Annotated in this window: 22 protein-coding genes and 1 pseudogene; 12 read left to right on the top strand and 11 right to left on the bottom strand. The window is 50.4% G+C overall.

What is annotated here, in order from left to right:
• Nucleotide 1: 1 nt before the first annotated feature.
• Entirely contained in the window at nucleotides 2-1,093 is a 1,092-nt protein-coding gene (locus ACNKH3_RS12410) for a 6-phosphofructokinase (protein WP_417915715.1), read from the bottom strand.
• Between the two features lie 333 nt (nucleotides 1,094-1,426).
• On the opposite strand from ACNKH3_RS12410, the gene ACNKH3_RS12405 reads away from it, so the two are divergent.
• From ACNKH3_RS12405 to plsY, 6 genes are all read left to right on the top strand, one after another.
• Entirely contained in the window at nucleotides 1,427-1,765 is a 339-nt protein-coding gene (locus ACNKH3_RS12405) for an IscA/HesB family protein (RefSeq protein WP_420209450.1), read from the top strand.
• 196 nt (nucleotides 1,766-1,961) lie between these two features.
• Nucleotides 1,962-2,096: a hypothetical protein gene (locus ACNKH3_RS12400; protein ID WP_420209449.1), complete on the top strand. Its 135-nt coding sequence runs from the start codon at nucleotides 1,962-1,964 to the stop codon at nucleotides 2,094-2,096.
• A gap of 86 nt (nucleotides 2,097-2,182) precedes the next feature.
• Complete coding sequence (gene leuB, locus ACNKH3_RS12395; protein WP_420209448.1) at nucleotides 2,183-3,259, top strand: 3-isopropylmalate dehydrogenase; 1,077 nt, start codon at nucleotides 2,183-2,185, stop codon at nucleotides 3,257-3,259.
• A gap of 3 nt (nucleotides 3,260-3,262) precedes the next feature.
• Nucleotides 3,263-4,183, top strand: a complete 921-nt coding sequence (prs, locus tag ACNKH3_RS12390; RefSeq protein WP_420209447.1) for a ribose-phosphate diphosphokinase — start codon at nucleotides 3,263-3,265, stop codon at nucleotides 4,181-4,183.
• 50 nt (nucleotides 4,184-4,233) lie between these two features.
• Nucleotides 4,234-5,352 (top strand): aspartate-semialdehyde dehydrogenase, encoded by a 1,119-nt coding sequence (asd, locus tag ACNKH3_RS12385; protein ID WP_420209446.1) that lies wholly within the window; start codon nucleotides 4,234-4,236, stop codon nucleotides 5,350-5,352.
• 17 nt (nucleotides 5,353-5,369) lie between these two features.
• On the top strand, nucleotides 5,370-6,002 hold the full coding sequence (gene plsY, locus ACNKH3_RS12380; RefSeq protein ID WP_420209445.1) for a glycerol-3-phosphate 1-O-acyltransferase PlsY: 633 nt from the start codon (nucleotides 5,370-5,372) through the stop codon (nucleotides 6,000-6,002).
• Here plsY and ACNKH3_RS12375 read toward each other — a convergent pair.
• The 10 genes and pseudogenes from ACNKH3_RS12375 to ACNKH3_RS12330 form a co-directional block, all read right to left on the bottom strand.
• Entirely contained in the window at nucleotides 5,987-7,636 is a 1,650-nt protein-coding gene (locus ACNKH3_RS12375) for an ArnT family glycosyltransferase (RefSeq protein ID WP_420209444.1), read from the bottom strand. The genes plsY and ACNKH3_RS12375 overlap by 16 nt on opposite strands.
• A gap of 2 nt (nucleotides 7,637-7,638) precedes the next feature.
• Nucleotides 7,639-8,823, bottom strand: a complete 1,185-nt coding sequence (locus ACNKH3_RS12370) for a vitamin K epoxide reductase family protein (RefSeq protein WP_420209443.1) — start codon at nucleotides 8,821-8,823, stop codon at nucleotides 7,639-7,641.
• Nucleotides 8,824-8,856: 33 nt separating this feature from the next.
• A complete protein-coding gene (locus tag ACNKH3_RS12365; RefSeq protein WP_420209442.1) occupies nucleotides 8,857-9,885 on the bottom strand; it encodes a lysylphosphatidylglycerol synthase domain-containing protein in 1,029 nt (342 codons plus the stop codon).
• Nucleotides 9,886-10,009: 124 nt separating this feature from the next.
• Nucleotides 10,010-10,750 carry a class I SAM-dependent methyltransferase gene (locus ACNKH3_RS12360; protein WP_420209441.1) on the bottom strand — a complete coding sequence of 247 codons (741 nt, stop codon included), beginning with the start codon at nucleotides 10,748-10,750 and terminating at the stop codon, nucleotides 10,010-10,012.
• 104 nt (nucleotides 10,751-10,854) lie between these two features.
• The gene (locus ACNKH3_RS12355; protein ID WP_420209440.1) at nucleotides 10,855-11,964 is read right to left on the bottom strand and encodes a UDP-N-acetylglucosamine 2-epimerase; all 1,110 of its coding nucleotides are present in this window, start codon (nucleotides 11,962-11,964) and stop codon (nucleotides 10,855-10,857) included.
• A gap of 37 nt (nucleotides 11,965-12,001) precedes the next feature.
• A pseudogene (locus ACNKH3_RS12350) lies at nucleotides 12,002-12,945 on the bottom strand (IS30 family transposase).
• 227 nt (nucleotides 12,946-13,172) lie between these two features.
• A complete protein-coding gene (locus ACNKH3_RS12345; RefSeq protein WP_420209439.1) occupies nucleotides 13,173-14,957 on the bottom strand; it encodes a hypothetical protein in 1,785 nt (594 codons plus the stop codon).
• Nucleotides 14,958-15,335: 378 nt separating this feature from the next.
• A complete protein-coding gene (locus ACNKH3_RS12340; RefSeq protein ID WP_420209438.1) occupies nucleotides 15,336-17,417 on the bottom strand; it encodes a tetratricopeptide repeat protein in 2,082 nt (693 codons plus the stop codon).
• Complete coding sequence (locus tag ACNKH3_RS12335; protein WP_420209437.1) at nucleotides 17,414-19,603, bottom strand: tetratricopeptide repeat protein; 2,190 nt, start codon at nucleotides 19,601-19,603, stop codon at nucleotides 17,414-17,416. Before ACNKH3_RS12335 ends, ACNKH3_RS12340 begins: the two co-directional genes overlap by 4 nt.
• Before the next feature lie 14 nt (nucleotides 19,604-19,617).
• On the bottom strand, nucleotides 19,618-20,043 hold the full coding sequence (locus tag ACNKH3_RS12330) for a type IV pilin protein (protein ID WP_420209496.1): 426 nt from the start codon (nucleotides 20,041-20,043) through the stop codon (nucleotides 19,618-19,620).
• A gap of 323 nt (nucleotides 20,044-20,366) precedes the next feature.
• On the opposite strand from ACNKH3_RS12330, the gene ACNKH3_RS12325 reads away from it, so the two are divergent.
• The 6 genes from ACNKH3_RS12325 (at nucleotide 20,367) to ACNKH3_RS12300 (ending at nucleotide 25,785) form a co-directional block, all read left to right on the top strand.
• A complete protein-coding gene (locus tag ACNKH3_RS12325) occupies nucleotides 20,367-21,833 on the top strand; it encodes a sensor histidine kinase (RefSeq protein ID WP_420209436.1) in 1,467 nt (488 codons plus the stop codon).
• Nucleotides 21,826-23,229, top strand: a complete 1,404-nt coding sequence (locus tag ACNKH3_RS12320) for a sigma-54-dependent transcriptional regulator (RefSeq protein ID WP_417916053.1) — start codon at nucleotides 21,826-21,828, stop codon at nucleotides 23,227-23,229. The genes ACNKH3_RS12325 and ACNKH3_RS12320 overlap by 8 nt, the downstream gene beginning before the upstream one ends.
• Before the next feature lie 92 nt (nucleotides 23,230-23,321).
• Nucleotides 23,322-24,035 (top strand): pilus assembly FimT family protein, encoded by a 714-nt coding sequence (locus ACNKH3_RS12315; protein WP_417916052.1) that lies wholly within the window; start codon nucleotides 23,322-23,324, stop codon nucleotides 24,033-24,035.
• Nucleotides 24,013-24,585, top strand: a complete 573-nt coding sequence (locus ACNKH3_RS12310) for a GspH/FimT family pseudopilin (RefSeq protein ID WP_417916051.1) — start codon at nucleotides 24,013-24,015, stop codon at nucleotides 24,583-24,585. Before ACNKH3_RS12315 ends, ACNKH3_RS12310 begins: the two co-directional genes overlap by 23 nt.
• Nucleotides 24,586-24,619: 34 nt before the next feature.
• On the top strand, nucleotides 24,620-25,288 hold the full coding sequence (locus ACNKH3_RS12305) for a prepilin-type N-terminal cleavage/methylation domain-containing protein (RefSeq protein ID WP_417916050.1): 669 nt from the start codon (nucleotides 24,620-24,622) through the stop codon (nucleotides 25,286-25,288).
• 2 nt (nucleotides 25,289-25,290) lie between these two features.
• Entirely contained in the window at nucleotides 25,291-25,785 is a 495-nt protein-coding gene (locus tag ACNKH3_RS12300) for a type IV pilus modification PilV family protein (protein ID WP_417916049.1), read from the top strand.
• The last annotated feature ends 7 nt before the right edge of the window (nucleotides 25,786-25,792 follow it).

Below are 25,792 nucleotides of genomic sequence, written 5' to 3'. Positions count from 1 at the left end.
GCTATTCCCGGTCGCCGAGGCAGATGCCGATGGAGCGGGCGGTCAGCACCTTGTCGCTGTTCAGGTCAACATGCTTGCGGCAGCGGATGGCCTCCTCCAGCGGCACAGCGGACATGGTCGGCGGAGTCCAGGCCACCATGTGGTCAAACTGGCCTGCCTCGGCCATGCGCACCGCCGCCGCCCCGAAACGCAGGGCCAAGAGGCGGTCAAAGGTGGTGGGCGAGCCGCCGCGCTGCAAGTGACCCAGCACCAAAGAGCGGGTGTCCTTGCCGATCCGCTGCCGGATTTCCTCAGCCACCCATTCGCCGATGCCGCCCAGCACGACCTCGGCCCGCCCGGCTTCGCCTGCGCCCCGGTCAAGCACCTTGCCGCCCTCGGCCTTGGCGCCTTCCGCGACAACGACAATGGAGTAGCGTTTGCCGTGCAGTTCATTCTCAGTGATTTTCGCGCAGACCGCCTCCATGTCAAAAGGAAGCTCCGGCAGCAGCACCACGTCCGCGCCGCCGGAAATGCCGGAGTACAGGGCGATCCAGCCGGACTCGCGGCCCATGACCTCGACCACCAGCACCCGGTCGTGGGACTTGGCGGTGGAATGCAGCTTGTCGAGCGCCTCAGTGGCGGTGGCCACAGCGGTGTCAAAGCCGAAAGTGCGGTCTGTGGCCTCCAGATCATTGTCAATCGTCTTCGGCACGCCGACCACCGGCATTCCCATCAGGGCGAAACGGTGGGCGATTTCCAAACTGCCGTCGCCGCCCACAGCGATGTGGCAATGAAAGCCCATCCGCTTGAAACAAGCCAGCGCGCGTTCAGAGACATCGACAAACTGCGTCTCGCCGATCAGATTCTGCACGGGCATTTTAAAGGGATTGCCTTTGTTGGTGGTGCCAAGGATGGTGCCGCCGATCGGCGTGATGCCCTCAACGTCTTTCGCGGTCAGGCGCACCAGCTCGTCCGGGTCAAGAAACCCTTTATAGCCGTGCTTGCTGCCGTAGACCTCCCAGCCGAGCCGCGAGGCTGATTTCACAACCGCGAAAATGACCGCATTCAGGCCGGGCGCGTCGCCGCCGCCGGTGGAGATCACTATTTTGCGCATGGTTTGTCCTGTGGTCTTTGCTGTTGAAGAGTTGCTGCCCTTTGCTGGAATAGTACGGGCAGCGAAGCGGTTTTGCAAGTTTTTTCAGGCAGGGCGGCCCGCTGCGGGCTTTAGCTGAGAATAAATCTCATTTAAAAAAGGCAGGAGGCCATTGACTTGTCCGCCCGCAGGCCGTAGTATGAAAGAAGCCACAAATCCTCCTTTGACCGATCCCCCTGCTCCTCCTCCTTGGACAGGGGGATATTTCTCTGCGCGGAATGCGGCCTGAATTTGATTTGTTCCGTCCTCCGGCACGGCGGGCGGAATTTGCTGACAAACCACAGGAGGTCCATCATGCTGGAAGTGACACATTCTGCGGCGGAGAATCTGAAAGCCTATCTCGCGCAGAACAACATTGACTCCCCTGTCCGCATCACGCTGATGCAGGGCGGCTGAGCTGGCCCATCACTGGGATTGGCTCTGGATGAGCCAAAGGACAACGACAAAACATTTGAAGAAGGCGGCGTGCAGTTTTTAATCGAGGAGGGACTGCTTCTCACCTGCGGCGCCGTGAAGGTTGATTACATGGACGCAGGCTATCGTTCCGGCTTTGCTGTCACCTCAGCCAAACCAGCAGGCGGCGGGGGCGGATGCAGTTCCGGCTCGTGCAGCACTGGCGGCTGCGGCCGCTGATCTCCAGCTTCATTTCTTTTCTGGCGGTCAGAGCGTTTTGCCTCTGACCGCCGCCAGCATTTTTTCTGCCACATCATCCAAAATCATCAGCCTCGTCCGCACTGCCGGAATCACGAAAACTTGCGCGACACAGCATCTTGGCGGATTCGTCAAAGCGAGGTTTGCGCGCAAATTCAATTTGCTTGCCCGCGAGATTGTGAAAAAGCATTTTTTCGATCCGCTGGCTTTGCTGCCGCCGCTGAACAAAAACGTCGGCAGCAAGACCATGCCGGAACTGCGCGTCGCTCTGCTTGATCCGCGCCTGCTGGCCGCTGTGCGGAAACAGCCTTGACAGCCTTGGCAAACCGCTCTTTTTCTGGTAATCTTCCGTGCAAATTTTTTCCAGCGAATTCTGACTGAACAAGGACGGCGAAATTGATGAAGAAAAAAATAGCAGTGCTGGCCGGCGACGGCATCGGCCCGGAAGTGATGGCGGAGGCCCTGCGGGTCTTGGACGCGGCCCAGGAGAAATTCGGCTTCGAGCTGCATTGCGAGGCTGCCGACGTGGGCGGCATCGCCATTGACAATCACGGCCAGGCCCTGCCGCCGTCCACGCTGCGACTCTGCGAGTTCAGCGACGCGATTCTTTTCGGCTCAGTCGGCGGCCCGAAATGGGAGAAGCTGCCGCCCGCCGAGCAGCCGGAGCGGGCCGCTCTCCTGCCGCTGCGCAAGCATTTTGATCTTTTCTGCAATCTGCGCCCAGCCAAGGTCTTCAAGGCGCTGGCCGCCGCCTGCCCGCTCCGCGCCGACATCGCGGGCGAAGGCTTTGATGTGCTGGTGGTGCGCGAGCTGACTTCAGACATTTATTTTGGCCAGCCCAAGGGCCGCGAAGGCAGCGGGCCAGACGAATTCGCCTATGACACCATGCTCTACAAGCGTTCTGAGATCGAGCGCATCACCCGCATGGCCTTTGAGGCTGCGCGGGGCCGCCGCAAAATGGTGGCTTCGGTGGACAAGGCCAATGTACTGACCACAATGGTGCTTTGGCGCGAGGTGGTGACGCAGATCGCCGCTGAATACCCGGACGTGGAGCTGCGCCATATTTACGTGGACAACGCGGCGATGCAGCTGGTGAAATGGCCGCAGCAGTTTGATGTCATGCTCTGCGGCAACATGTTCGGCGACATCATCTCCGACGAAGCTGCGATGCTCACCGGCTCCATCGGAATGCTGGCCTCGGCGAGCCTGAACAGCAGCAGCTTTGGCCTGTTTGAACCGGCGGGCGGCTCGGCCCCGGACATCGCGGGCAAAGGCATCGCTAACCCGATTGCCCAGATTCTTTCCGCAGCGATGATGCTGCGCTACAGCCTCGGACAGCCTGCGGCGGCGGATGCGGTGGAAAACGCAGTGGCCAAGGTGCTGGAGCAGGGCATCATGACCGCCGACATCGCCACGCCGGGCTGCAAGGTAGTCGGCACTAAGGAAATGGGCGAGGCCATCGCAGCGGCGTTGTAAGCAATGATCAGACGAGAAAACATCCTTCTGCTTGCCACGCAGGACACCATTCCGCTGGCCGACAAAGTCGCATCGGAACTCCAAATTGAATGGACGCCGATGGTGCGCAAGCAGTTTTCGGACGGCGAGATTTACCACGCTTTTCCCCGCGATGTCTCCGGGGTGGACATGGTCATCATCTCGGCCACGCACACGGACAGCGCGCTTCAGGAGCTGCTGGATTTGATCGCGGGTGGCCTGTACTGGAACGTCCGCAGCGTCAACGTGGTCATTCCGTATCTCGGCTATTCGACCATGGAGCGGGCCAAACCGGAGTCCGGAGAAATCCCCAAAGGCGTGACCCGCACTCGGCAGATATTCCGCAGCCGCCCGAAATATGTGGCCTTTGTTGATCTGCACTCCGAAGCGGTGCTGCATGCGCATTCCGGCGAGATCAAAACTCGGCACATCTGGACTGAGGAGCTGGCGGCGAAGAAAATCCGGGATATGGACTTGGGCGACTATGTCCTTGTTTCACCGGATTACGGCTTCAGCAAGCGGGTGGCGCGGGTGGCGGGCATCCTCAGCTGCCCGCACACGGCGGCGAACAAAGATCGCTACGATGTGGACAAAACCATCATCGGCCAGCTCTCCAGCGCGGTCAAAGGCAAGACCGCGATCATCTGCGACGACATGATCCGCACCGGCGGCTCCATGCTCCAGACCGCCGACCGCTGCTACGAAGCGGGCGCGACCGATGTGCTTTGCATGGCCACGCATCTGGTGCTCTCCGGCAACGCCCGCGCCAAATTCCAAGAGCGGGGCATCCGCCGGATTATCGGCGCGGACACCTATCCCGGCACAAAAACAGATGATATACTGGAAGTGTATTCGGTGGCTCCGGTCATCGCCAAAGAGCTGATTCATTATCTGCGGATCATCTGAGCCAGCCCGTCAGGAAAAACACTCTGCACAAATTTATTCAGGAACAGATCATGAAAAAAACAGGCATCATCGGTTGGCGGGGCATGGTCGGCTCTGTGCTTATGGAGCGGATGCGCGAGGAAAACGATTTCCAGAATTTCGAGCCGCTTTTTTTCTCCACCTCGCAGGCCGGGCAGGCCGGGCCGGAAATCAGCGGCACAACATACGAGCTGCTGGATGCCTTCAACATTGAGCTGCTCAAGGATTTGGACATCATCCTCTCCTGCCAAGGCGGCGATTACACCAAAGAAGTGTATCCCAAACTGCGCGAGGCCGGCTGGCAGGGCTACTGGATTGACGCAGCTTCTGCCCTGCGCTTGGAGAAGGACGCGATCATCGTTCTTGACCCGGTGAACCGGACGGTCATCGACAAGGGCTTGGCGGACGGGATCAAGAACTATATTGGCGGCAACTGCACGGTTTCGCTGATGCTGATGGCTCTTGGCGGTCTGTTTGAGAAAGGCTGGGTGGAGTGGCTGAGCACGCAGACCTATCAGGCCGCTTCCGGTGCCGGGGCGAAGAACATGCTGGAATTGGTCAACCAAATGCGGCTGATCGGCGAGAACTGCCAGAATCTGCTTGATGACAAGGCTAACATCCTCGCCATCGACCGCAATGTGACCGAGACCATCCGCAGCCCGCGCTTCCTCACCCAGTATTTCGGCGCGCCGCTGGCAGCCAGTCTGATTCCGTGGATAGACCGGGCCATGGACAACGGCCAGACCCGCGAGGAATGGAAGGGCATCACCGAGACCAACAAAATTTTGGGCCGGGACGAGAGCTGTCAGATTCCGGTGGACGGCTGCTGCGTGCGGGTCGGAGCGATGCGCTGCCACAGTCAGGCGGTGACGGTGAAACTGAATCAGGACATCCCGCTGGCCGAGATTGAGGCGGCGATTGCCAGCCACAACGCCTGGGTGCGCTTGGTGCCGAACACCAAAGAGGACACCCTGCGCGAGCTGAGTCCGGCAAGCGTTTCCGGCACATTGACCGTGCCAGTGGGGCGGCTGCGGAAAATGAATCTCGGCCCTCAGTATCTGAGCGCGTTCACCGTCGGCGACCAGCTCCTCTGGGGCGCGGCGGAGCCGGTGCGGCGGATGCTGAACATTTTGCTGGAACACCTTGGGTAGCCAAAATCCAGCCGGTCATGAACAGTTTGCATCTTCTGCTGCCTGCGGCGGCGTACCTGATCGGCTCGATTCCCTTCGGCCTGCTGCTGTCGCGGCGCAGCGGCATTGACATCCGCCAGCACGGCAGCGGCAACATTGGCGCAACCAATGTCTCCCGCTTGGTGGGCAAGAAAATCGGCCTGCTCACCTTGTTTTTCGATGCGGCAAAAGGCTTTCTGCCCATGCTGGCTGCCGGGCTGCTGCTCGGCGGCGATGATTCCAGCCGCGACACCGTCACCGCCCTTTGCGGCGCGGCGGCGGTGACTGGCCACATGTTCCCGGTTTTTCTCCGCTTCAAGGGCGGCAAAGGTGTGGCCACCGCGCTGGGCATTTTTCTTTATCTCGCCCCCAAAGCTCTGTTAGTCAGTGTAGCGATTTTCATCGCCGTGACTGCCCCAACCGGCTTTGTCTCTCTCGGCTCGCTGCTCGGCGCAGCAGCCATGCCGACCAGCCTTTATTTTTTCGATGAGCCATTATGGAAATTCTGGCTGGCCGCCTTTGTTGCTCTGATGATCTGGATTAAGCACCAGCAGAACATCCGTCGGCTGCTCAACGGCACGGAAAAACGCTTTGGCGAGAAGGAAAGATTGCCGCCTCAGAATGAGGTCTGATACAAGGTGTAATAGAGATGCGAGGCCAGCGGCAGAAGATGTCGCTGTTCTATATTCACCCAAAGCTGCTGGGTGCTTATTTCTTCCTGCCGCAGCTGGTTGTAAAGCAAATCCCGCCTGATCAGCAGATGGCTGAAACCTTTTTCCTTCAGCCGCTGCCCTATCTGCTCCGCCGTCATTCCCGGCTGCTTCAGCCACGCCATCAGGCCGTCCGCCTTGCCAGGTTCCTCAAAGGAATGCGGCCTGTCTATGTAATATCCCCTTCGTCCCATGAAGATGCAGAATATTTTTACCGATTTCGGCAGCTTGCTGTTGATGTGCTGAAGAAGCGGATATTCTGGAATCTGCTTGGCTAAATATTCATCTCTGCTCAAGCGTCCGCTGAGATAGCTGAAGGGATCAACTTTTGCAAATTGCTGGCGGATGTAGAGGCCGTTCCACGTCAGCATCAAAATGACAGGCAGCAGCCAGACAGCTGCGGCAAGGCGGCCTGTTCCGGCCAGCACTTCCAGCCGGTGCAGGCCGTGCATGGACAGGATCACTAAAAACGGCACCATCGGCACCAGATAGCGGATGCGCAGCACTCCGGTGTTGAAGGCGTAGAGGAAATAGAGCAGGCAGAAGGCGGTCATTGCGGCCTGCTCCAGACGCGCTTGGCGGTCTGCTTTTTTCAGGAGAAGCAGCGCAGTCAGCGGCAGCAGAAGCAGGAAGGGATTCAGGCGGCCATCGAAATAGCGGGGGTCGTCGTCCTGCGCCTCGTGAAAGAAAATCCGCACCGGCAGGAGAAGAAGTTGCCAGATATTTTCCCGATATAAAAGATAACGTCTGGCAAAAACACCTCGGACAGTGCTGTCCTGTTTTGCCTCCTCATTATCCGAATCAGTGTCAGCTTGCTGTCCTGTGCTGAAGCTGCTGAAAAAGCTGTTATACAAGGGATAGAACGGATTGCCGGTCCAGACAGCATTTCTGATCAGCCAAGGGGAAGCGGCAAAGAGTGCGGCAAAGCAGAAAATCGCCGCCGCCTTCACTGCCGGAAAAGCAGTCCTTTGTTGCTGTTTCTGTGCTCTGATGAACAGCAGCGGCACCATGAAGGTGAGAAGAAACAGCACCAGCAGGCCGTTGTATTTGGTGCCGATGCCCAAGCCGCAGCAGAACCCTGCCAGCAGCAGATCACGGAGCCGTTTTGTCTCCAGCCAGCGGAAGAGGAGGAGCAGGGCGGCGGTGCTGAAGAAAACCAAGCCCAGATCAACATAGACGGTGATTGACAACTTGACGATGACCGGAATGCTGAGAAAAAAGACCGCGCCCAGCCAAGCATGACTGCTTGACAGCCTTCTGCGCAAATGCCAGTGCAGCAGCAGGGCTGTGGCAAGGGCAAAAGAAAAATGGATGTATTTTGGCAGGATGTCGCTGCCCAGCCATAAGGCCGCCATGTAAAGCAGGCCCAGATTCATGGGGTAATAGGCAAAAAACAGCTCTGGCAGCTCATGCATGCCGCCGTGCTGGAGATAGAGCTTGGGGACTTGTAGGTGGTGAATCAGGGCATCGCGGCTGAAAGGCGGGGTGCAGGCAAGCACGGCAATGCAGAGAACAACAAGCGCAAGTGCTGCCTGTAGAAAATGCTGTCGTTTCATTTTTACGGCAGCTTGTTGATCTTTTTTAAAATCTGCGGCGGAATCTGACCTTGATAGACTTGGCCGTCAATCAGAAAGGCCGGTGTGCCGGTTATCTTGAGCTTCATGCCTTCCCGAATATCCCGGCTCAGTTGTGCGCTGATGGCAGGATGGGTGAGAGCGGCGACCAGTTCGTTGATGTTCAGACCAGTTTTGTCGGCAATTTCCTTGAGAGGAATTGTTTTGATTTTGTCGCCATTGCTGCGGATCATCGCATAGAGCAGATCATTGGTCTTCCAGAATTTATCGCGCATTGCCGCCAAGATGGCAACCTTGGCCAGTTTGCCTGAGCCTTCATGAAACGGTTCCGGCACAACGACGGGATTCACCTTATGATCCAAGGGATAATGCCGATGAACAAGGCGGAGGCTGTCAGGGTGCGCTGCGAGAAAATTCCGCAGGAGAAAATACATCTTGCTGCATTGGAAGCACTGGTAATCCGAAAACTGGGTGATGGTCAGCAGCGGTTTTTCCGCGCCGACCCACGGATGGCCGTCCTCGGTCAGACCATGGGGCAGATTGCTGACATCGGCACTGACCTCAGCAGCGGAAAGGAGCCAGTAGCGGGGCATGAGACCATAGAGCAGGAGCAGACTGACGCAGAACACACCTGCGGCAACACTGTAATTGCGCAGCGCGGTTTTCAGATTGAATGCAGCAGTGACATTGGCCGCACCTTTGGCAAAGGCTTCTTTGCACCGCCGTTGACCAAGCCAGCAGATATAGGTTAGGCCAAAGGTGACTATGTATGTGGCAAGGCAGACCAAGCAGAGGGATTTGATTTTCCAAACTGCAATGACTGCCAGCCCCAGCGTTACTGCTGAGGAAATGGACATGACCAGCAGCCAGCCGCGCCATGCGGCAAGGTCGTACCGGTTTTCTGTCAGCAGGATCAGTAGAAAAAAGAGGTAAAAGAGAACGCCCCACCAAGCAACCGGCATGCTGAACATGATCGACCAAGGACTCTGGGCGACCGTATCGCAGTTGATTGATTTGCTGATCGCGCAGAAGCTGCTGTAGAGCGGATCAGTGTAGTTTTGATAGTGGCTGTGAGCTGAGTAGAGGGCGATCAGGAGACCGGCTGTTGCGAAAAGGAAGGCGGCGAGCCAGTAGCGGAGGACGATGGTGGGGTATTTTGTGTTATGCATAATTAGCAGAAAATATTTTTTACTACAAAAATGTCAATTGTTGTTCGATAATCCAGCCGTTTTTTGATTAAGAAATGCACTGACATTCAGTATCTTATACGATAAAAAACCAAATAAAAAAATTTCAATCAATGATGCCAATCTGATAATAGCAGCTACGATCAATCCGTCTGAAAAATCCCCTCCAATCACACCGGAAGATATAGTAATGACAACCTCCTGAATTCCTATGTTTCCCGGTAGAAAATTAACGAAACTCTGTAGAGAAAAAAATAAGTTAATGAAAATAAGTTGAGAAATATTTAAATGAGCATCAACTGCAAGAAATCCCCAATGAAGCATTCCAAGTCTGATGAAGTAGCTTAACGAAGTGCATATAAATATTTTTACAGCAATAGTTTTACTTGAACTTAACTCCATAGAACCTTGAAGCAACAACAGCGCAAAATTTATGTCCCGTGTTCTTGTATGTTTTTGGCATGAATATCCATTATGCCTGATAAGTTTTAATATTAGCAATATTATCAATCCTATAGTAGTCATAGCAAACATGCCTGTTGTAAGCAGATCAAAAAAAGGTATTGGTGAATTTGGTATCAAATTATTGATGTTAATTACATTATCATTGTATATTTTTTTCATAAAAAATAAAGAAATACCTGTTAAGAAAAACAGATTAAGGTAAGTGATAAAAGTTGCAAACAAGAGTAAAGAAAAATTTTTTGTTATTGCAAAATTGTATTTTTTTTTCAAGTAAACCGCTTTTATCATTGTGCCAGTTGTAGCCGGAAAGATGAGATTAGCAAGAGAGTTGACAAATCCAAGAGGAAGCCATTCTTTCCAAAAAAGTTTCAAGCCAAAGTGTTGAATTAAGGACATGTTTAAATAGCTATTAAGGACATTTGTAAGAAATATACAAATAAATTGGGGGATAAAATATAGACAACTTATATTTTTTGTTGTTTTAACCAGTTCTTTTCCTTCTTTAAAAGAATACATAATCCATGCTATTAAAAATACTGACAAGGCGATATAACATAGATATTTTAGCTTTGATTTCATCAACATTGCGTTGTAATCAACAATAATACTATAGCAATAACTAAGGACTTGGGATGATTCCATCATTCTGGGACAAATGCAGAGTGTAGATAGATATTTGTATTTTTTTGCCAAACTATCATTGTTAGTATCGTGATTCTTTAATGGCCTCAATGAATATTCTGGCCTTAAAGTATTTTCCTATAGCTGGAATAAAAGACATGAGGTGAAGAAACTTCAGAATATTGTAATGGGAGATTAAATCGATTTTTTTAATTTCAAACCCGGCCTTTTTCAATAAATTACAATTATTGTCAATATCTCTAACAGCCACATGTTCAGGAAATTGTTTAAGAAAAAAATTATGTTTCTTCATTATTTCAAGAAAAAATTCTGCGTTAGGTGTATGAATATACAGCTTTCCTCCATCTTTTAAAGAAGAGTGTATTGCTATTAAAATATCAACCCACTCTTCATCATACACATGCTCTGAAAAATCCATAGCAAATGCTAAGTCATAAACTTCTTTATTTTTTGAGCAAAATTCAGAAATATCTGCACATACAAACTCTACATTTGAAGTTGAGCTATATTGTTTTCTTTTTGCCGCATCAATAAATTCTTCAGAAAAATCAATACCTGTATAGCTATCAACTTTATTTGAAAGAAAATGGAAAAGAATTCCATTGCCACACCCAAAATCAGCGACTTTAAAGTTTGAAGACAATGGCACTGAATTGATAAGACGTTCTATTCTAAATTTAGATTGTTTATTTGTAAATGATTCGACATATTTCTTTCCGTGCAATTCCTTTAACTGTTCTTTAGATAACATTTGAATTCCCTTAATGTTATTTACCCTGAAATAACCAACACCAGCCGCCACTTAACTCAAAACAAAATTAAAAAAGCCCAATGGCAGATGGTCGGCATTGAGCGACAAAATGAATATTCATAATTAAATTCAATTTATTTCGTTTATTGTCTGTATTATACCTTATCATCATTAATCTTCGTAGCAAACTGAAGACATTGCCCGGCAATTATTTGACATGGCGATTCCGTCTGAGGTTTGAACGTATAGCGATAATCATCGACATGATTTAAAAATTCATCAATCACTTGCGGGTCATAGCAACTCAGTACGCAATTTTTGCCTATCCCCTCCTTGCGTTCTGTGGATTGGCGCAACAGAATCACCGGCTTGCCGAGATAGTAACACTCTTCCTGATTGCTGCCGCCGTCGCTGACCACAAAATGCGCGCCGTGCAGCAGCTTGATAAAGCGAAAATAATCATAACGGGGGCGCAATTCAATCCGTGAATTATCCACCAGCCGTTGGTAAAAACCAAATTTTTTCAGGTTGATTTCCGTCGGCTTATGAAGAATAAACAGCAGCGGGCAGCTTGTCGCAATCTGTTCTATTAAATTCACTATGCGAGACAATGCTTCAACTTTATATACATTTTCGTAACGATGAAGTGTGACGACAGCATAGGTATGCAGAGGAATTTCCACATCAGTGATACGCTCAATTACAGACAGCGCGGCCTGCAAAGATTCGTATAACGTATTATTAATAGTATTGATTTTATGCCCTTTTTCTTTGACTAAATTATTTACTGCCCATTCACCTGGACAAAAAAAATAATCACTGAGTTTAAAAGTCAACAGGCGCGTAATTTCTTCAGGAAAAGGATGAAACCAGTTGAAAGAACGCAGGCCAGACTCGACATGACCGACCTTGAGTCCGGCAAACTTACCCATCAACGCTCCAAGCAGAGTGGAAAATGTATCCCCATGCACCAATACAATGCTTTTTGTTCTATCACCGGGAAAAACCTCCCGGCTGTGCCAAAATGTCCGCCACAGCAGCTTCGCACCCCAAACCGCCATTTGCTTGATTGAGGTAATGTCTGGACCGTTGTATAGCAGAGTATCCGGTGCACGTAAATCAAAATTGGCGAGAATTTCATCAATGGTTGCCTTATGCTGACCAGTGGAAATATAATGATAGGGCATGCCATGTCGCTTAAAATACGCCAGCAAAGGTGCCATTTTAATAAGTTGTGCTTTGGTACCAATAACGACATGAATCATAGCGTGGCAGTGCTGTCTCATAGTTTAAACGGTGGATTCAAGTTCCAAGTGCAACTTTTTGGCAGGCTTCCAAGAATAGCTTTTTTGGTGTATTGAAGGCAAGAGCTTTTCGTGGCCTGTTGTTGAGGTGATCCATGATCAAGTTGATGTCCTGCCGGCTCAACATATCGAAATCAGTTCCTTTCGGGAGATATTGGCGTATGCAGCCCATTCGTATTCTCGTTAAGTCCCCGTTCCCAAGCCTGAGCAAGGGTGAGCGAAGAAGCATTCAGCCTGAAAAGCGGCGGAGAACTCTTGATGAAAAGCAAATTCCTTGCCATTGTCGCAAGTTATGGTTTGAACTTGTTCCTGAGCATGGGAGCAGCGCTCCGGCAGGAGCCTGTGTGACACTGGAGGCCCGTTTGTCCGGCGCAAGGGCGATGACGCTGAAACGGGACTTGCGCTCAACCAGCGTGACAAGGACAGCCCCGCCGCGCCGGCCGATTGCTGTGTCGGCCTCCCAGTCACCAATTCTGGATCGTTCTTCAACAATATCAGGTCGTTTGTCTGTCGACACACGACTCCTGATCTGACCCCGCTGGTCAGCGCTTCCATAACGTTTTTTTCTTTCGGCGGCGTAAGTGAAGACGCAAGCTTCCTCCCCGCTTCCTGTCGCGGGCGATGTGCTGGTGCAATGCGCTCATGGCTGATCCGCATATTCTTCTCAGCAGCCAGCCAGCCGCTGATTTGTTCGGGACTCCAGTCCTTCTTTATGAGATCATTGACAATATCATACGTCTCTTCAGGGATTTTCGGCTTCGCCTTTTCACGGCGGCGAGTTTCAGCCATCTGCTGCGCCTGCCGGGGACGATATCCACGAAGACCACGATTGCGGCGTAATTCTCTACAGATGGTTGCCGGGCACCGACTCAGCTGCAAGGCTATGGCGGATGGTGTAATTTGGTTACGTTCTGATTCGGTGAGTTGTGTGTAATTTTTCATGTGCGCTCCTCTTGCTTGGTCGTGAGAATTGAGCCATCATGTTACCACAACTCACTCTTTTCTCAACCCAGCAAAATTCGCACTTACAACTTGAATTCACGCATTTATATAACATCTGGAAATGGTTTCAGCAATACACCTGAGTCTTGTTTCTTTCAAGATGTTTCTGGATATCAGCCGCTTGCAGAGGATATGCACTTATTATACGAATTCAGGTTCTTCCTCTCTTACCTGCACCGACCGGCGGTGGAAGTCAGGGCTGCTGTCTTTATCAGTTTCAAGGTTTCGGCCAGATGGGGCTGATCCTGTTCCGCAGCAAGACCTTGAGCAAGTTCCAACGGGTTGAAGTCGGCGATCGTGAGCTGCGGACACAGGGCCTCGATACGCGCTGCAGTCAGCAGCATATCAATTACCGGTGCCTTTGGCGGCAACAGTTTCACTGTACTGTAAAACAAACGATAGGTGTTAGCCAAAAGGTTTTGGTCATCGAACTTCGGCTCAATGAGGAGAAAGCCGTTGAAATGGGTAATCTTCAGGTCTTCGCTTACGAGCGGGTGTTTGCCCAGATCCGGCGAACCGTAGGTGTTTAGCATGATGGGGATGTCGGAGCGCGAGGTTAACCGGATGTTCCGGTAGTAAAACAGAACCAGTTTAGGTCTGGCACTTACTGTATCCAGCTTGATGACGCTGTCACGCAGGCTCGGCATATCTGCCAGCACTGCCGATCCTGTATCGTATCTCAGGGCACCGTACATGTAAGGCTTCCAAGAATGACTCCCGGAAAGGCTGTCGAAGATCACCAGCTCATCGTTTCTGGCTTGAGCGGCGATGGTGAAAAAAAGGTCACGCCAGTTTTCCCGTTTAGGTGTGGTCTCGAAATCCCACAGGGTGAAAAGTGCGAAAACGACCACTCCGGCGGACAGGAGCGATCGGACTATGCGCAATGATCGCCACTCTATGCGCCAGAGTCGCTCCAAACTGTAGGCGCATAACAGCAAGCTCAGTGCTTGGACACCCACTAAATAGGGCGGTCTGAGTTGGTAACCTGTCTTTGCTGAATAGACAAAAATTTGTAAAAACAAGCTTGCTGGCAGCAGAACCGCAGTGATACTGAAAAGGTGAAATCGCCCTTGCAAAAAATCCCGAAAATTGACTATCAAGGCAAAAATCAAAAAGGGTGCTGCAAGCAGACCGATGGGATCCATCTGGGCCAGATAAGCATTGATGCCGGGGTGTAGATGGAATTTTGAGAAACCATCCAGCAACAGGCTGAGACCGATGTCGTCAGCACCGGTGGCATAGCGGTTGGCGTATTGCGTCAGCCGCATATGCACGGGCAGATATATGACCAAGGCAACCAAAAGACTGCCGAGAAAGAGAAGACGCTCCCGAAGCTGGGGAAATTCTCCCAGCCGGAAATGCCTCATCGACAAATACCCCAGCATCGCGCAAAGGGTGATGACAATGAGCAGCGGTGAGAAAGTTCTGCTCAACAGGAAGAGGAAGGCAACCAACAGGATGGTTAGAAAGCCGATTGCCCCCATCGTTCGTCGTGTCAGATACCTTTCGGTGAAGAACACCAGCATCAGGCAGAAAAAGATCGCAATTGCGTAAGGGCGCGCTTCCTGCGAAAAGTAAATCTGGAACGGGGAAATGGCATAAAGCAGGGTCAGGCTGTAAAGTATCTCCCGGCGAACCTTTCCCTGGAGCAGCATCATGAAAAGGAGCACGCTGCCGACCCCGAAGAGGGCGGCAGGCAGCCTTGCGGCGAAGTCACTGGTAGAGAATTTGAAAACAAAATGGCCGAGCCAGTAGTCCAGAGGAGGCTGCACCATTCCCAAGGCGCACTTCGTTACCTCCGCAAAGGGCAGTCGATAGCAGGAGACCTGGTGGATTTCGTCCATGAACAGGCTTTCATGGTCGATCTGGTAGAGATTGACCGCGAGTGCCGCAATCGCAATTAGGGGCCTCAGCAGGCGATCAAATTGCGCTTTCTCAGAGGTGATCGTCAATTAGGGAGCCTCAAAAAAAACAAATCGTTAGTAAGTGATCGCGGAGTGCCGTTCAGGCCCAGCTTAAATCCGGCGTTTGTCCTCTGAAATAGCAGCGCACGGCTTAAGTGAGCACCTCGAAAGTGGAGTTTTCCCGAAGCACAGGCATGTCTGCCGAAGGAAAAAGATGCGTTTAATCCATCGTTTTCTCTTATCGCTGTCAGTGTCCTGCGAGCGTTTGCGCCACAGCACGCCGAAGCGTGTCATCCGTTCTGCAACGTTGCTGGTCGCCTCAACGCCCTCTTTTGTCAGAAAAGTGAACAGCGCATCCATTTCCTTCTCAATATGGCGAACAAATGTGCCTTTATCATTTAGCATTTCAAGTTAAACTTCTCATTCTTATTCAAGAGAAGAAAAGACAATATTTATATGCGAATTAATAATATTAACGATATAGTTAATTACCAATGGATGAAAATCATGCTTCTCTATCTCGTTGATCGAATCTTTGATTGTTGATATTGGATGTTTATCAAAAATATCGGCAAGAATCTTTTCTGCTCTCTTATAGTCGTTGTCAAAATAATATACAGCACTAAGTGTAATCCAATATTCTACATTGCTTGGCCAAAGGTTGACAGCTTTTTGGAGAAAGAAAAGAGCATTTTGGTAACTTTTGTATTTAAGCAGAATAAGCCCCATTAGATATAAGCCTTTCGGTTTATCTAAAGATTTTATTATAATTTCCTGCATATATTGCTGAGATTTTGTTAATTCTCCTAACTGATAACTTACTGAGGCGGCAAGATATTTTCCAAATAAATAGGACGGATATTTCGCCACAAGAGCTTCCGCATCATTCAAAGCTTTTTGCAGCAAATTAAGCTGTATATATGACTGCGCCCTATTGGTCAAACAGTACATATTATCTTTTTTCAATGCAAGACATTGATCAAAATAAAGAAGAGACTGTTCATATTGATCTAATGTGTAATGTATCTCCCCAAGAGCCTGAAGAGCTGCTAATTGAGATTGTTCCGGTGTTGGCGCCAGATGCGAATTTTGTAAAGATTTTTGAAAATAAAAATAGGCTTCTTTAATTTTGCCGTTTTTTTGGTGCCATCTCCCCAGAAAACCGGCAGCTCGTGGGCTTGACGGAGCTTTCTGGATGCCATCTGTCCAGAGTGTCCCTTCATTTGCCCAAGCAAGATTTCTGGTATAGGTTGCATGACCAGAAATAACCAAAAAGCATACGGTTCCTGCTATGATGGCAAAACGTCCAACAAAGGAAAGTCTGTTTGGTGTATATATTGCTTGTGCAATTAAAAAACTAACAGGAACGAAGAGAAAAAACGAAGGAAGATAATTTCTATGCTCGAAAACTATCTCTAAAGGCAATATTGTTGATTCTACAACATGATTAAGGAAAAAGAAAAGGATTGGAAAAGAAAAAATAGGATATTTTTTGAGAAAAATAAACGACAGGACAATCAACGCTAAAATAATTGCGATTGCTGGTAAAGTGTTCCAAGGTGCAAAAATAGATGTCGAAAGCTGAATATCATGAACTAAGGAAAGACGGGAGACGAGAGGGAAAAATATCTGTGAAAGATACATCAATATAATTCTTGGTTCAGTTAAAATTCGTTCATTCAAAGTGAATGAACGATCTTCATAACTGTCGATCAGGCGGGATAGTTCGAAGATATTCAGCAAATTTTTTCCGAGCAGAAAATGTGCTGCCAAGAGACCTGCAAGCAAAGCGGCGGAACTGGCGACAACTATCCAGCCTATTTTCTGTTTTGAAACATGATGTCTGAAAAAAGAAAATTCCAACAGCAGGAGAGAAGCTGGCAGCATAATTGCATTTTCTTTGCTGCCAATTCCGGCAATAAAAAACAGAACGCAGAACACTCCCCAGCGGATGTATTTTTCTTCTGTCCGTGCCTTCAGATAGCTGTAGATGGCAAAAATCGTAAACATCGCTGCCAAGGATGTCATGCGCTGGACAATATAAGTGACTGCTTGGGTTTGAATGGGAGCAACAGCCCATAATGTGGCTCCCAGCAAGGCAACGAAATGATGTTTTGGACTTTTTTCTTGTGTCGCATCTACTATCTGCATAAATTGAAGAATAACAAGATAAAGAAAAAAAGCAATGATGATATGAATTGATATGTTTACTATATGGTAACCAGTTGGATCATCCTGACCAAAATACCAGTTCAAAGCAAAGGTGACACAGGATACAGGTCTATAGAATTTAGGAGCTGACCAGTCTGCGCCAGAAATCAAAGTATTTGCAAAAGATGAGAGGTCGAGACTGTTTATCTGAATATATGTATTCTGTAATATATTATCATTATCATCAAGATGCCAAGAAGAACTTAATGTATTAGAATATATTTGAAATATAAAAACAGAAACAAGCAGAAAAGTACATAAAAAATCACGTCGCTCAGTTTTAACAATATTGCTCATTTTTCTACATCAAAAGAATATTTTTTTGATAAATCGAAAATTGCGTTTTTCAATTCCTTAGCTGTGTTGTTGTCTATATTTTTAGATATTTTCTTAAATTCTTTTGTTATTTCTGACAGAGGATATTTATCAATTGCTCCTTGCAGAATTTTCCTCCCAAGAGGGAATTGATTATTACCATAATATGCCCCAGCAAGTACTAATAAATAATTCAGTGTATTTGGCGACAGAGCTTGATCTCTCTTTAAAAAAAACAGGCTATTTTGATATGCTTGATTTTTTAAAAGAACAAGACCTATTAAATAGGCATACTTATAATTGCCGAGTGATTGAGAGGCGATTTCTTGCATCCACGTCATAGCTGCTTCATAATCATCTGCCAAATAAGCTGATGAAGCAGCTAAATATTTATAGTCAAAAGAGGACGGATAATATTGAATTAACTTGATTGCATCATTTAATGATTTTTTTGGTTGATTAATCTGTAAATAAATTAATGCCCTGTTATGAAGACATGATTCATCTTTTGCCTCTATTGCAAGACATTCATTATAATACTGTATGGCTTGTCTATTTTTACCCAATAAAGATGCAGCTATTCCAGATCCATTCAAGGCCAATGTTTTGCTTGTCTTTGGACTATCTGGTTTTTTTGCATTTTTCAAGGCAAGCTTAAAGAAATACGATGCCTGTGTGTAATTTCCAGATTGTATAGATGATCTTCCTAAATAATGAGCTGCTCTGGAACTGTTTGGATCTTTACGCAAAGCATCACTCCATAAACTCTCCACTGTTCTCCATGCCTGATTTCGTGTGTATGTGGCATGACCGAAGATAACAACAAAAAGGATAGTGCAGGATATGGCTGTTACCCGACGAAATATTGATTGCAGCGGATAGCTGTATATAATATGTGCGACAAGAATACCAAATGGAAGAAATAAAAAAAGCGAAGGCAGATAATTTCTGTGTTCAAATACAAGTTCTAACGGTACAACAGTTGATTCAACTATGTGATTGAGGAAAAAGAAAAGAACAGGAAAGCAAAATAGAGGATATTTTTTAAAAAAAAATAATGAACTGAATACCATCAGGGAAATAGATAAAATAGCAGGCAAAGTTGTCCAAGGATAAAATAACGAAGTGGATAAAACAATATCGTGATCTATCGAAAGACGTTGAACATTAGGAAATAAAATTTGAGAAAGATACATTACAATGATCCGTGGCTCTGTTAGCAGGCGTTCATTGAGTGTAAAGAATCGTTCATTGTAACCTTCCAAAAAATTGAACAACTTTGAGGCATGAAATGAAAAAACGTCCAATCCGTGACGAATGAAAAAGAAGCCAAATCCTACAATAACTATAGCTGTGACTATAAAAAAAAGAACTATGTTTTTCTTTGAAATTTGATGACGAAAAAAAGAAGCTTCAATAAGAAAAATAGAAGCTGGCATCAGTGCTGAATTTTCCTTACTGCCCATCGCAGCAAGGAAAGACACCAGACAGAGAGAAAACCAGAAATATTTTTTTCCTTGAGCAGCAGTCTTGCCCCGTAAATAAGCATAGATGCCAATGATGCTGAACATGGTTGCCATAGCAGCCATGCGCTGAACAATATAAGTGACTGCTTGCGTCTGAATAGGAGCAAGTGCCCAAAAAAGAGTGCTCAGAAGCGCAGCCGTCGTAAAAAAATGAGGAGGGTATTCTACTTGAGTATTATAATAGATATGCAGTAGCTGATATATAGTCAAAAAAAGAAACCAAGCAGTACAAATATGAACAGCAAGATTGACTACATGATAGCCGAACACATTGTCCTGACCAATATACCAATTGAGACCAAAGGTCAGGCAGGGAAGAGGGCGATACAATTTATTTTCATTGCCTGGCACTGGATGCGCATGCAACGTTCTGTTGAGTTGTTGAAGAGTTAATTCGGTAACTTGAAGTTTCCTGTTAGTAACAATATTTGGAATGTCGTCTAATTGCCATTCCACTTTAAATGTATTGGAATATGAAACATAAATAATCACCGCGAGCAAAAAAAATATAAAAGGAAAATAGTTGTCTCCTGCCTGATACAGGTAGTCTTTATCTTTGTACATATCGTTGTCGTTGCAAAGAAAGGCTCCTCGCACAAAAAAAGAGGGGGAAAGCAAGACTGCTTTCCCCTTTTTAGGCATGTCCGTTGCTATTTTTACTCCATTGTTTTAGTGTACGTACCTGGTCCAGCAGTGGTAGTCCACTCTGCGGGGTTAGCCTTACGATAGTCCTGTGGACAGCGCCCGCTTCCATCGGTAACTTGGATGACAATTGCAGACACACCACCACTTAATGTTCCTGTATTCTTCCCTGTAAGTTTAGATACAGGTACACCGTTGACAGAGGTTACAGAGGCACTAAGGTTGCTGGGTGTCAAAGTCCCCAAGGTGGTATGGGTTGGAATCGCAAAGTAGTCAGCCAGACTTGCAGCAACTGCATTTGCATCCGCTTCCGCACCGCTGCAGAACGCCTTGTCACGATAGGCGATGAAGTTCGGAATTGCAACTGCTGCCAAAATACCGATGATGGCGATAACGATCATCAGCTCGATCAGGGTGAAGCCTTTGTCGCTGGCCAGCATTCTCAGTTTATTGATCTTCATGGTGTTCCTCCATTCAGGTGTGTTGGTTGCCGGGGGCGTGGCTGCCGTCATCCGGCCTTTCTCATTTGATCTGTACCAAGCAAAAGCCGTGCCAGTTTTTCCGCTCGGTTCCTGCAAGCGTGTTTTTCTTGGCAGCGCAGGCAGTTGACCGTCCTAATGCGATCCTGCGTCTGCCGCCTGCTGTGTTGTTCAACCCTCAGCGGTGACGTTTTTTGTCACCGAGTGACAATTTTTGTCACTCGGCAGGGCATCGGTGCTTTTCCTTGTCGCATTCGCCGCCGCTGTGCTATCTTGGAACTGCGATGAAAACCAGACTGACGCTGACTGTCGCCGCGTTGCTGCTGGCCGCCATGCTGCTGATCAACTTCGTGCTGCTCGTGCTCTGGCAGCGCGATGCCCTCCAGCGGGAGGCCGCGCTGGATCAAGCCGCACTGATTCATATTGCATACCGCATGGCGGCGGAAAAAGCAAGGCCGCAGGCATTTTTTTTTGCAGAATTCTATCCCGGCGCACAGACTGGAGAAATCGCCGTGCTGCTGCGGGATGAGGAGAGGGCCGGTCTGCCGCCGCTGCTGGCGGCAGCCGCAGCCGAGGCCATGCGCACCGGCCAAGCCGCAAGCCGTTCAACAGCCTTGGCGGCGGAGCTGCTGCGCGGCAGGCCGCCGCTTATCGCCAGCGCGCTGCCGCTGCAGCAGGACGGGCGGATCATCGGCGCGGCCGCAGTTGTCCGTCCGCTGGAATCCGTGTTCCATACCCTCTGGCAGGCGGAGCGAATTGTCCTTATATATATAGTTGTCAATTTGCTGGCTCTGGCCGCGATATTTTTCTTCCGCCTGAACAGCTTGGTTGTCCGTCCAGCGGAACGACTGGTGGAGCTGGCCAAGCGGCACAGCGGCAGCGAGGCGGTCTGGTTCGCGGCTGAGGATTCCGGCAGCGAGTTCAACCGGCTGGCGAGCAGCCTCAACAGCATGTTGGCGCGGATTGAGCAGGACCGGCAGATCCTGCGGACGACGGTGGTCGAACTGGAGGCTGCCAACCGCCAGCTGCATGAGCGGCAGGAGGAAATGATTCGGGCGGAGAAATTAGCCACGGCGGGCAGGCTGGCCGCCGGGCTGGCGCATGAGATCGGCAATCCCTTGGCGGTGATCCAAGGCTATCTCGGCCTGCTGGCCCGCAGCGGCCAGAGCGGGGAGAATCAGGATTTCATCCGCCGGGCGGCGCAGGAATTGGAGCGGGTGACGCGGCTTGTCCGTCAGCTATTAGACTGCGCCAGAAGCTCCAAGGGCAGGCCGGAGGATGTTTCGCTGCACGAGCTGATGGAGGTTGCGGCGGAAATGGTGCGGGTGCAGAAGGCGTTCCAGCAGATTAAGCTGACTGTGCAGACTGAGGCGGCGCAAGACAGGGTTCATGCTGATCCTGACCAGCTTCGCCAGGTGCTGCTCAACTGCCTGCTCAACAGCGCAGATGCCATCGGCAGCGCAGGGCGGACGGACGGCGCAATCACGCTGACCACCGATCTGCCGGAGCCGGGCCTGCTCCGCCTCCGCATTGAGGACAACGGCATCGGCATTGCGGCGGAGCAGCTCGGCGCGGTCTTCGATCCTTTTTTCACCACCAAAGAGCCGGGGCGTGGTACAGGCTTGGGGCTGTCGGTCTCGCGCTCCATTGTCGAGGCGGCGGGCGGCTCGATAAAGATGGAAAGCAGGGCAGGGCAGGGGAGCACGGTTTCGGTCTGCCTGCCCTTAGTTCAAGGAGGCGGCAATGGCTGAAGAGCTGAAACGCGTGCTGGTGATTGATGACGAAGAAAACATGCGGCACATGCTCGCCGCTCTGCTGCGGGCTGAGGGCTATGCTGCGGAGACCGCCGCGCATGGCCGGGCCGGGCTGGATATGCTGCGCGGCGGCAGGTTTGATTTCGTTCTCTGCGACATCCGAATGCCGGAAATGGACGGCATCGCCTTTCTTCAAGCCGCCGCCGAAGTCCGCCATTCCGCTGTCATTATTATGATGTCCGCTTTCGGCACTGTGGACACCGCCATTGAGGCGATGAAGCAGGGTGCCTACGATTTCATTTCCAAGCCTTTCAAAAATGATGAAATCGTGCTGGTGCTGAAAAAGGCCGAGGAGCGCGAGCGGCTGCGGCGGGAGAACATCCTCCTGAAAAAGCGACTGGCCGTGCTGGAGCAGGCCGCCGGGCTGGGCGGGATGATCGGCGGCGGCAAGGCGATGCAGGCGGTCTTCCGGCTCGCGGCCAAAGTCGCTAAACACAGCACCACCGTCCTGATCACCGGCGAATCCGGCACAGGCAAGGAGCTGGCCGCTCGCGGCATTCACGAGCAAAGCGGCAGGGCGGCCAAGCCCTTTCTGGCGGTGAACTGCGGCGGCATCCCGGAAAATCTCTTGGAAAGCGAGTTGTTCGGCCATGTGCGCGGAGCTTTCACCGGCGCGGACCGCGACCGCAAGGGCCTGTTCGAGGAGGCGGACGGCGGCACGCTCTTCTTGGATGAAATCGGCGAGCTGCCGCTGTCCATGCAGGTCAAGCTGCTGCGGGCAGTGCAGGAGCAGGAAATCCGGCGCGTCGGCGCGTCGGCCAGCCGCAAGGTGGATGTGCGGCTCATCGCGGCCACGGCCCGCAATCTGGCTGAGGAAGTGCGGGCGGGCCGCTTTCGCGAGGATTTGTTCTACCGCCTCAACGTGGTCAACATTCACCTGCCGCCGCTGCGGGAGCGCATCGCCGACATCCCGCTGCTGTCCGATTATTTTGTTGAAAAATTCGCTGTCAGCATGAACCGGTCTGAAATTGAGGGCATTGCACTAGCGGCCTTGCAGCGGCTGCTCGCGCACTCGTGGCCGGGCAATGTCCGCGAGTTGGAGAACGTGCTGGAGCGGGCCGTTCTGCTGGCTGATGACAGACTGATTCAGCCGGACAACCTGCCGGAAATGCTGGCGGAAGGCGGCGGCAGGCATCCGCTGGAGCTGCTGCGCGGCGTTTCCTCAATCAAAAAAGGGCGGCAGATTGTCGAGCAATGGCTGATCGGGCGGGCGATGGAGGCTGTCGGCGGCAACAAAAGCCGGGCCGCCGAGCTGCTGGAGATCAGCTACCCCTCGCTGCTCAGTAAATTGAAACTGTCAGAATCAGATGACGGTTCGGCGGATGAGGTGTAAAATATTTTTACAAGCCGCTGCCAGAATGGAAAGTTTTTTTATCTTCAGCGGGCGGCGGCAGTGCGGAAAATCGAGGCTGAGGAATATTTTTTATGTTGCGATCACAAAATATTACGGCTTTTTCGGACCGAAATTTTTCTTTGCTGGAACAGAATTTGCATAGACAAGGCTGGGGCATTTCAACCGCAAGCCTGAACCGACACGAGACCATGACCAGACGAATACGACACTGCGCAAAGGATGAAGCGGGCTTCTCTTTTGCCGAGCTGATGGTGGTCATCGCCCTGATCGGGATTTTATCTGCCATCGCCCTGCCGAGCCTGCTGGGCGGTTTGCCGGAGAAGAAGCAAAAAAATGCGGCAATAGCATTGTACTCCGACTTGCAACGGGCACGGCTGACCGCCGTGAAAGAAAACCGTTCCCAGTCAGTGCAGTTCAGCGCAGATGACGGCGGTTATTATTATTTTGAGACAGATGGAGATGCCGGGTGGAAAAGTGGTGAATTCCGACGTGATCTTCGTGATTACAATGTCAGCTACGGCTGCGGCAGTGTGAATAAGGATTGGAATGACAATGCGGCGGAGGATTCAAGCATAAAGTTTGTTGAGGATGGCTCTCCTCCTGTTGAGCACGGCGTTGTCTTCACCTCCATCGGCAATGCAGTCATCAGCGGGATAGACAACAACAATATTCTTGAAGGCATGATCTATTTTGGCAGATCAGGAAGCAACGTATGTTACGCTGTCGGTGTTGGCATGTTTGGCGCAGTTAAGGTGAAAAGATTTGACGGCTCGAAATGGAAATGATCCTGTCCAGCAGAGGCAGGACAGAACGGGAGGCTTCTCGCTGGCAGAGCTGATGGTGGTTGTCGCCCTGATTGGAGTTTTATCCGCCATCGCCGTGCCGAATTTGCTGCGCAGCCTGCCTGAGAAGCGTCTGAAAGCGGCAGCGAGAACGCTTTACGCCGATTTGCAGCAGGCGCGGCTCTTGGCGGTGAAGGAAAACAGAAGCGTGCGGGTCAGATTTCAGGCGGAAGCAGACGCAGATTATTATTACTTTGACAACGACGACAGCAAAGACTGGAATGCGGACGAGCCAAGACGGGCTGTGTCAGATCAGGGAGAAGTTCGCTACGGCTGCGGCGGCACAAAGAAAAATTGGAATGGCGACGAAATACCTCTGTCTGGTTTGCCGAAGTCGCCACGTGTCACTTTTTCCAACGTCGGCACTTGCGACTCCCGCAGCATATATTTGCGCACCAGCAGCGGAAAAGTTTGTTATGCTGTGACCACAACGGATTACGGAATGATCAAAATACGAAGATTCAACGGCGGCGCTTGGGACAAAAATCATTAAAAGCCGCTTCGCGTGGAGACAGGAAAAGGAAAATATGAAAAAAACAATGACAAAATTCGGCTTCACGCTGATAGAGATCATGGTCTCCATGGTCATCTCCAGCTTAGTGATCGCAGGAGTGTACGGAGTGTACACTATCCAGCAGCGATCCTACACCACTCAGGAGCAGGTGACTGAAATGCAGCAAAGGCTGCGGTCAGCGGTGGACTTCATGAGCCGGGACATCAGAATGGCCGGCTATGCCCTTGACAACACCTGTTCGATCAGTCAGGAACTGCTGACTGTTGCTTCAGACCGTTTTTCTTTTCAGTACTGCGAGCGGTCAGGCGCAACATGGGTGACAAACCGGGTCACTTATTCCCTGACCGACGCAGGCGAGCTTCGCCGCGAGCTGCACCAAAGCGGCAGCCTCACCCCCTTGACGCGGACAATTGCCGAAGGCATTGACGGCATTGAATTTCAGTACCTTGCAGGCGACGGTTTGACTGATTCATCCGGCAACGTCGGCGGCATCCGCGTGGTGGGGCTGTCCATTCTGGCCCGCGCCGCCTATCCTGACCGCAAGTACACAGACAACATCACTTATTCTCCTGCCAGCGGCGACAGCACGTGGTCTGGCCGTTTCAGCCCCAATCCGGCCAATGACAATTTTCATCGGCGGCTGCTCGTCACCTCCATTGAACTCCGCAACGTTGGACTGTAGCCATGAAAACACAAAAAAGCAACAGCCAGGGCGGTTTCACCCTGATAGAGACGCTGATGGCGATGGCGATATTCACCATCGGCATTCTCGGCCTTTTCGGAATGCAGACGGCGGTGATCAAAAAAAACCTTGCCGCCAACACCATCACCACCGGCGCGACAAGGTCGGCGGACGGCATTGAGAGGCTGCTGGGGCGGGATTACGATGAACTGGATGACACAAACAATGACGGCTGTGCCGGGCTGAACAATAGAACAAAAGATACAGATGACAACCCTGCTGCCGATCCCGTCATCAGCGGCACAGATCATCCTGTCTACAGAATGTACTGGAACGTCGCTGTCGGCTGCTCCATGAACACGATTCCCAAGGCGAACAGCGTGAAAGAGGAGCAGAAGCCGAAGCACATCCGTGTGATCATCACAGTTGAGCGGCTGATTGGCGAGAAGGAGGTCGCAGTTTATGATTACATCAAACAGAATTCCAGAGAAGATTGAGGAGAGG

The sequence above is a fragment of the Candidatus Electronema sp. JC genome (assembly GCF_048287365.2).
Classification (GTDB): domain Bacteria; phylum Desulfobacterota; class Desulfobulbia; order Desulfobulbales; family Desulfobulbaceae; genus Electronema.
The sequence above is the reverse complement of the archived record's forward strand: the minus strand, read 5'-3'. Positions and strand labels throughout refer to the sequence as shown.

What these genes read in the sequence shown, in the direction of transcription:
- ACNKH3_RS12410 (WP_417915715.1), bottom strand. Translation starts at nt 1,093, where the DNA reads ATGCGCAAAATAGTGATCTCCACCGGCGGCGGCGACGCGCCCGGCCTG.
- leuB (WP_420209448.1), top strand. Translation starts at nt 2,183, where the DNA reads ATGAAGAAAAAAATAGCAGTGCTGGCCGGCGACGGCATCGGCCCGGAA.
- prs (WP_420209447.1), top strand. Translation starts at nt 3,263, where the DNA reads ATGATCAGACGAGAAAACATCCTTCTGCTTGCCACGCAGGACACCATT.
- asd (WP_420209446.1), top strand. Translation starts at nt 4,234, where the DNA reads ATGAAAAAAACAGGCATCATCGGTTGGCGGGGCATGGTCGGCTCTGTG.
- plsY (WP_420209445.1), top strand. Translation starts at nt 5,370, where the DNA reads ATGAACAGTTTGCATCTTCTGCTGCCTGCGGCGGCGTACCTGATCGGC.
- ACNKH3_RS12375 (WP_420209444.1), bottom strand. Translation starts at nt 7,636, where the DNA reads ATGAAACGACAGCATTTTCTACAGGCAGCACTTGCGCTTGTTGTTCTC.
- ACNKH3_RS12370 (WP_420209443.1), bottom strand. Translation starts at nt 8,823, where the DNA reads ATGCATAACACAAAATACCCCACCATCGTCCTCCGCTACTGGCTCGCC.
- ACNKH3_RS12365 (WP_420209442.1), bottom strand. Translation starts at nt 9,885, where the DNA reads ATGAAATCAAAGCTAAAATATCTATGTTATATCGCCTTGTCAGTATTT.
- ACNKH3_RS12355 (WP_420209440.1), bottom strand. Translation starts at nt 11,964, where the DNA reads ATGATTCATGTCGTTATTGGTACCAAAGCACAACTTATTAAAATGGCA.
- ACNKH3_RS12340 (WP_420209438.1), bottom strand. Translation starts at nt 17,417, where the DNA reads ATGAGCAATATTGTTAAAACTGAGCGACGTGATTTTTTATGTACTTTT.
- ACNKH3_RS12335 (WP_420209437.1), bottom strand. Translation starts at nt 19,603, where the DNA reads ATGCCTAAAAAGGGGAAAGCAGTCTTGCTTTCCCCCTCTTTTTTTGTG.
- ACNKH3_RS12330 (WP_420209496.1), bottom strand. Translation starts at nt 20,043, where the DNA reads ATGCTGGCCAGCGACAAAGGCTTCACCCTGATCGAGCTGATGATCGTT.
- ACNKH3_RS12325 (WP_420209436.1), top strand. Translation starts at nt 20,367, where the DNA reads ATGAAAACCAGACTGACGCTGACTGTCGCCGCGTTGCTGCTGGCCGCC.
- ACNKH3_RS12320 (WP_417916053.1), top strand. Translation starts at nt 21,826, where the DNA reads ATGGCTGAAGAGCTGAAACGCGTGCTGGTGATTGATGACGAAGAAAAC.
- ACNKH3_RS12315 (WP_417916052.1), top strand. Translation starts at nt 23,322, where the DNA reads ATGTTGCGATCACAAAATATTACGGCTTTTTCGGACCGAAATTTTTCT.
- ACNKH3_RS12305 (WP_417916050.1), top strand. Translation starts at nt 24,620, where the DNA reads ATGAAAAAAACAATGACAAAATTCGGCTTCACGCTGATAGAGATCATG.
- ACNKH3_RS12300 (WP_417916049.1), top strand. Translation starts at nt 25,291, where the DNA reads ATGAAAACACAAAAAAGCAACAGCCAGGGCGGTTTCACCCTGATAGAG.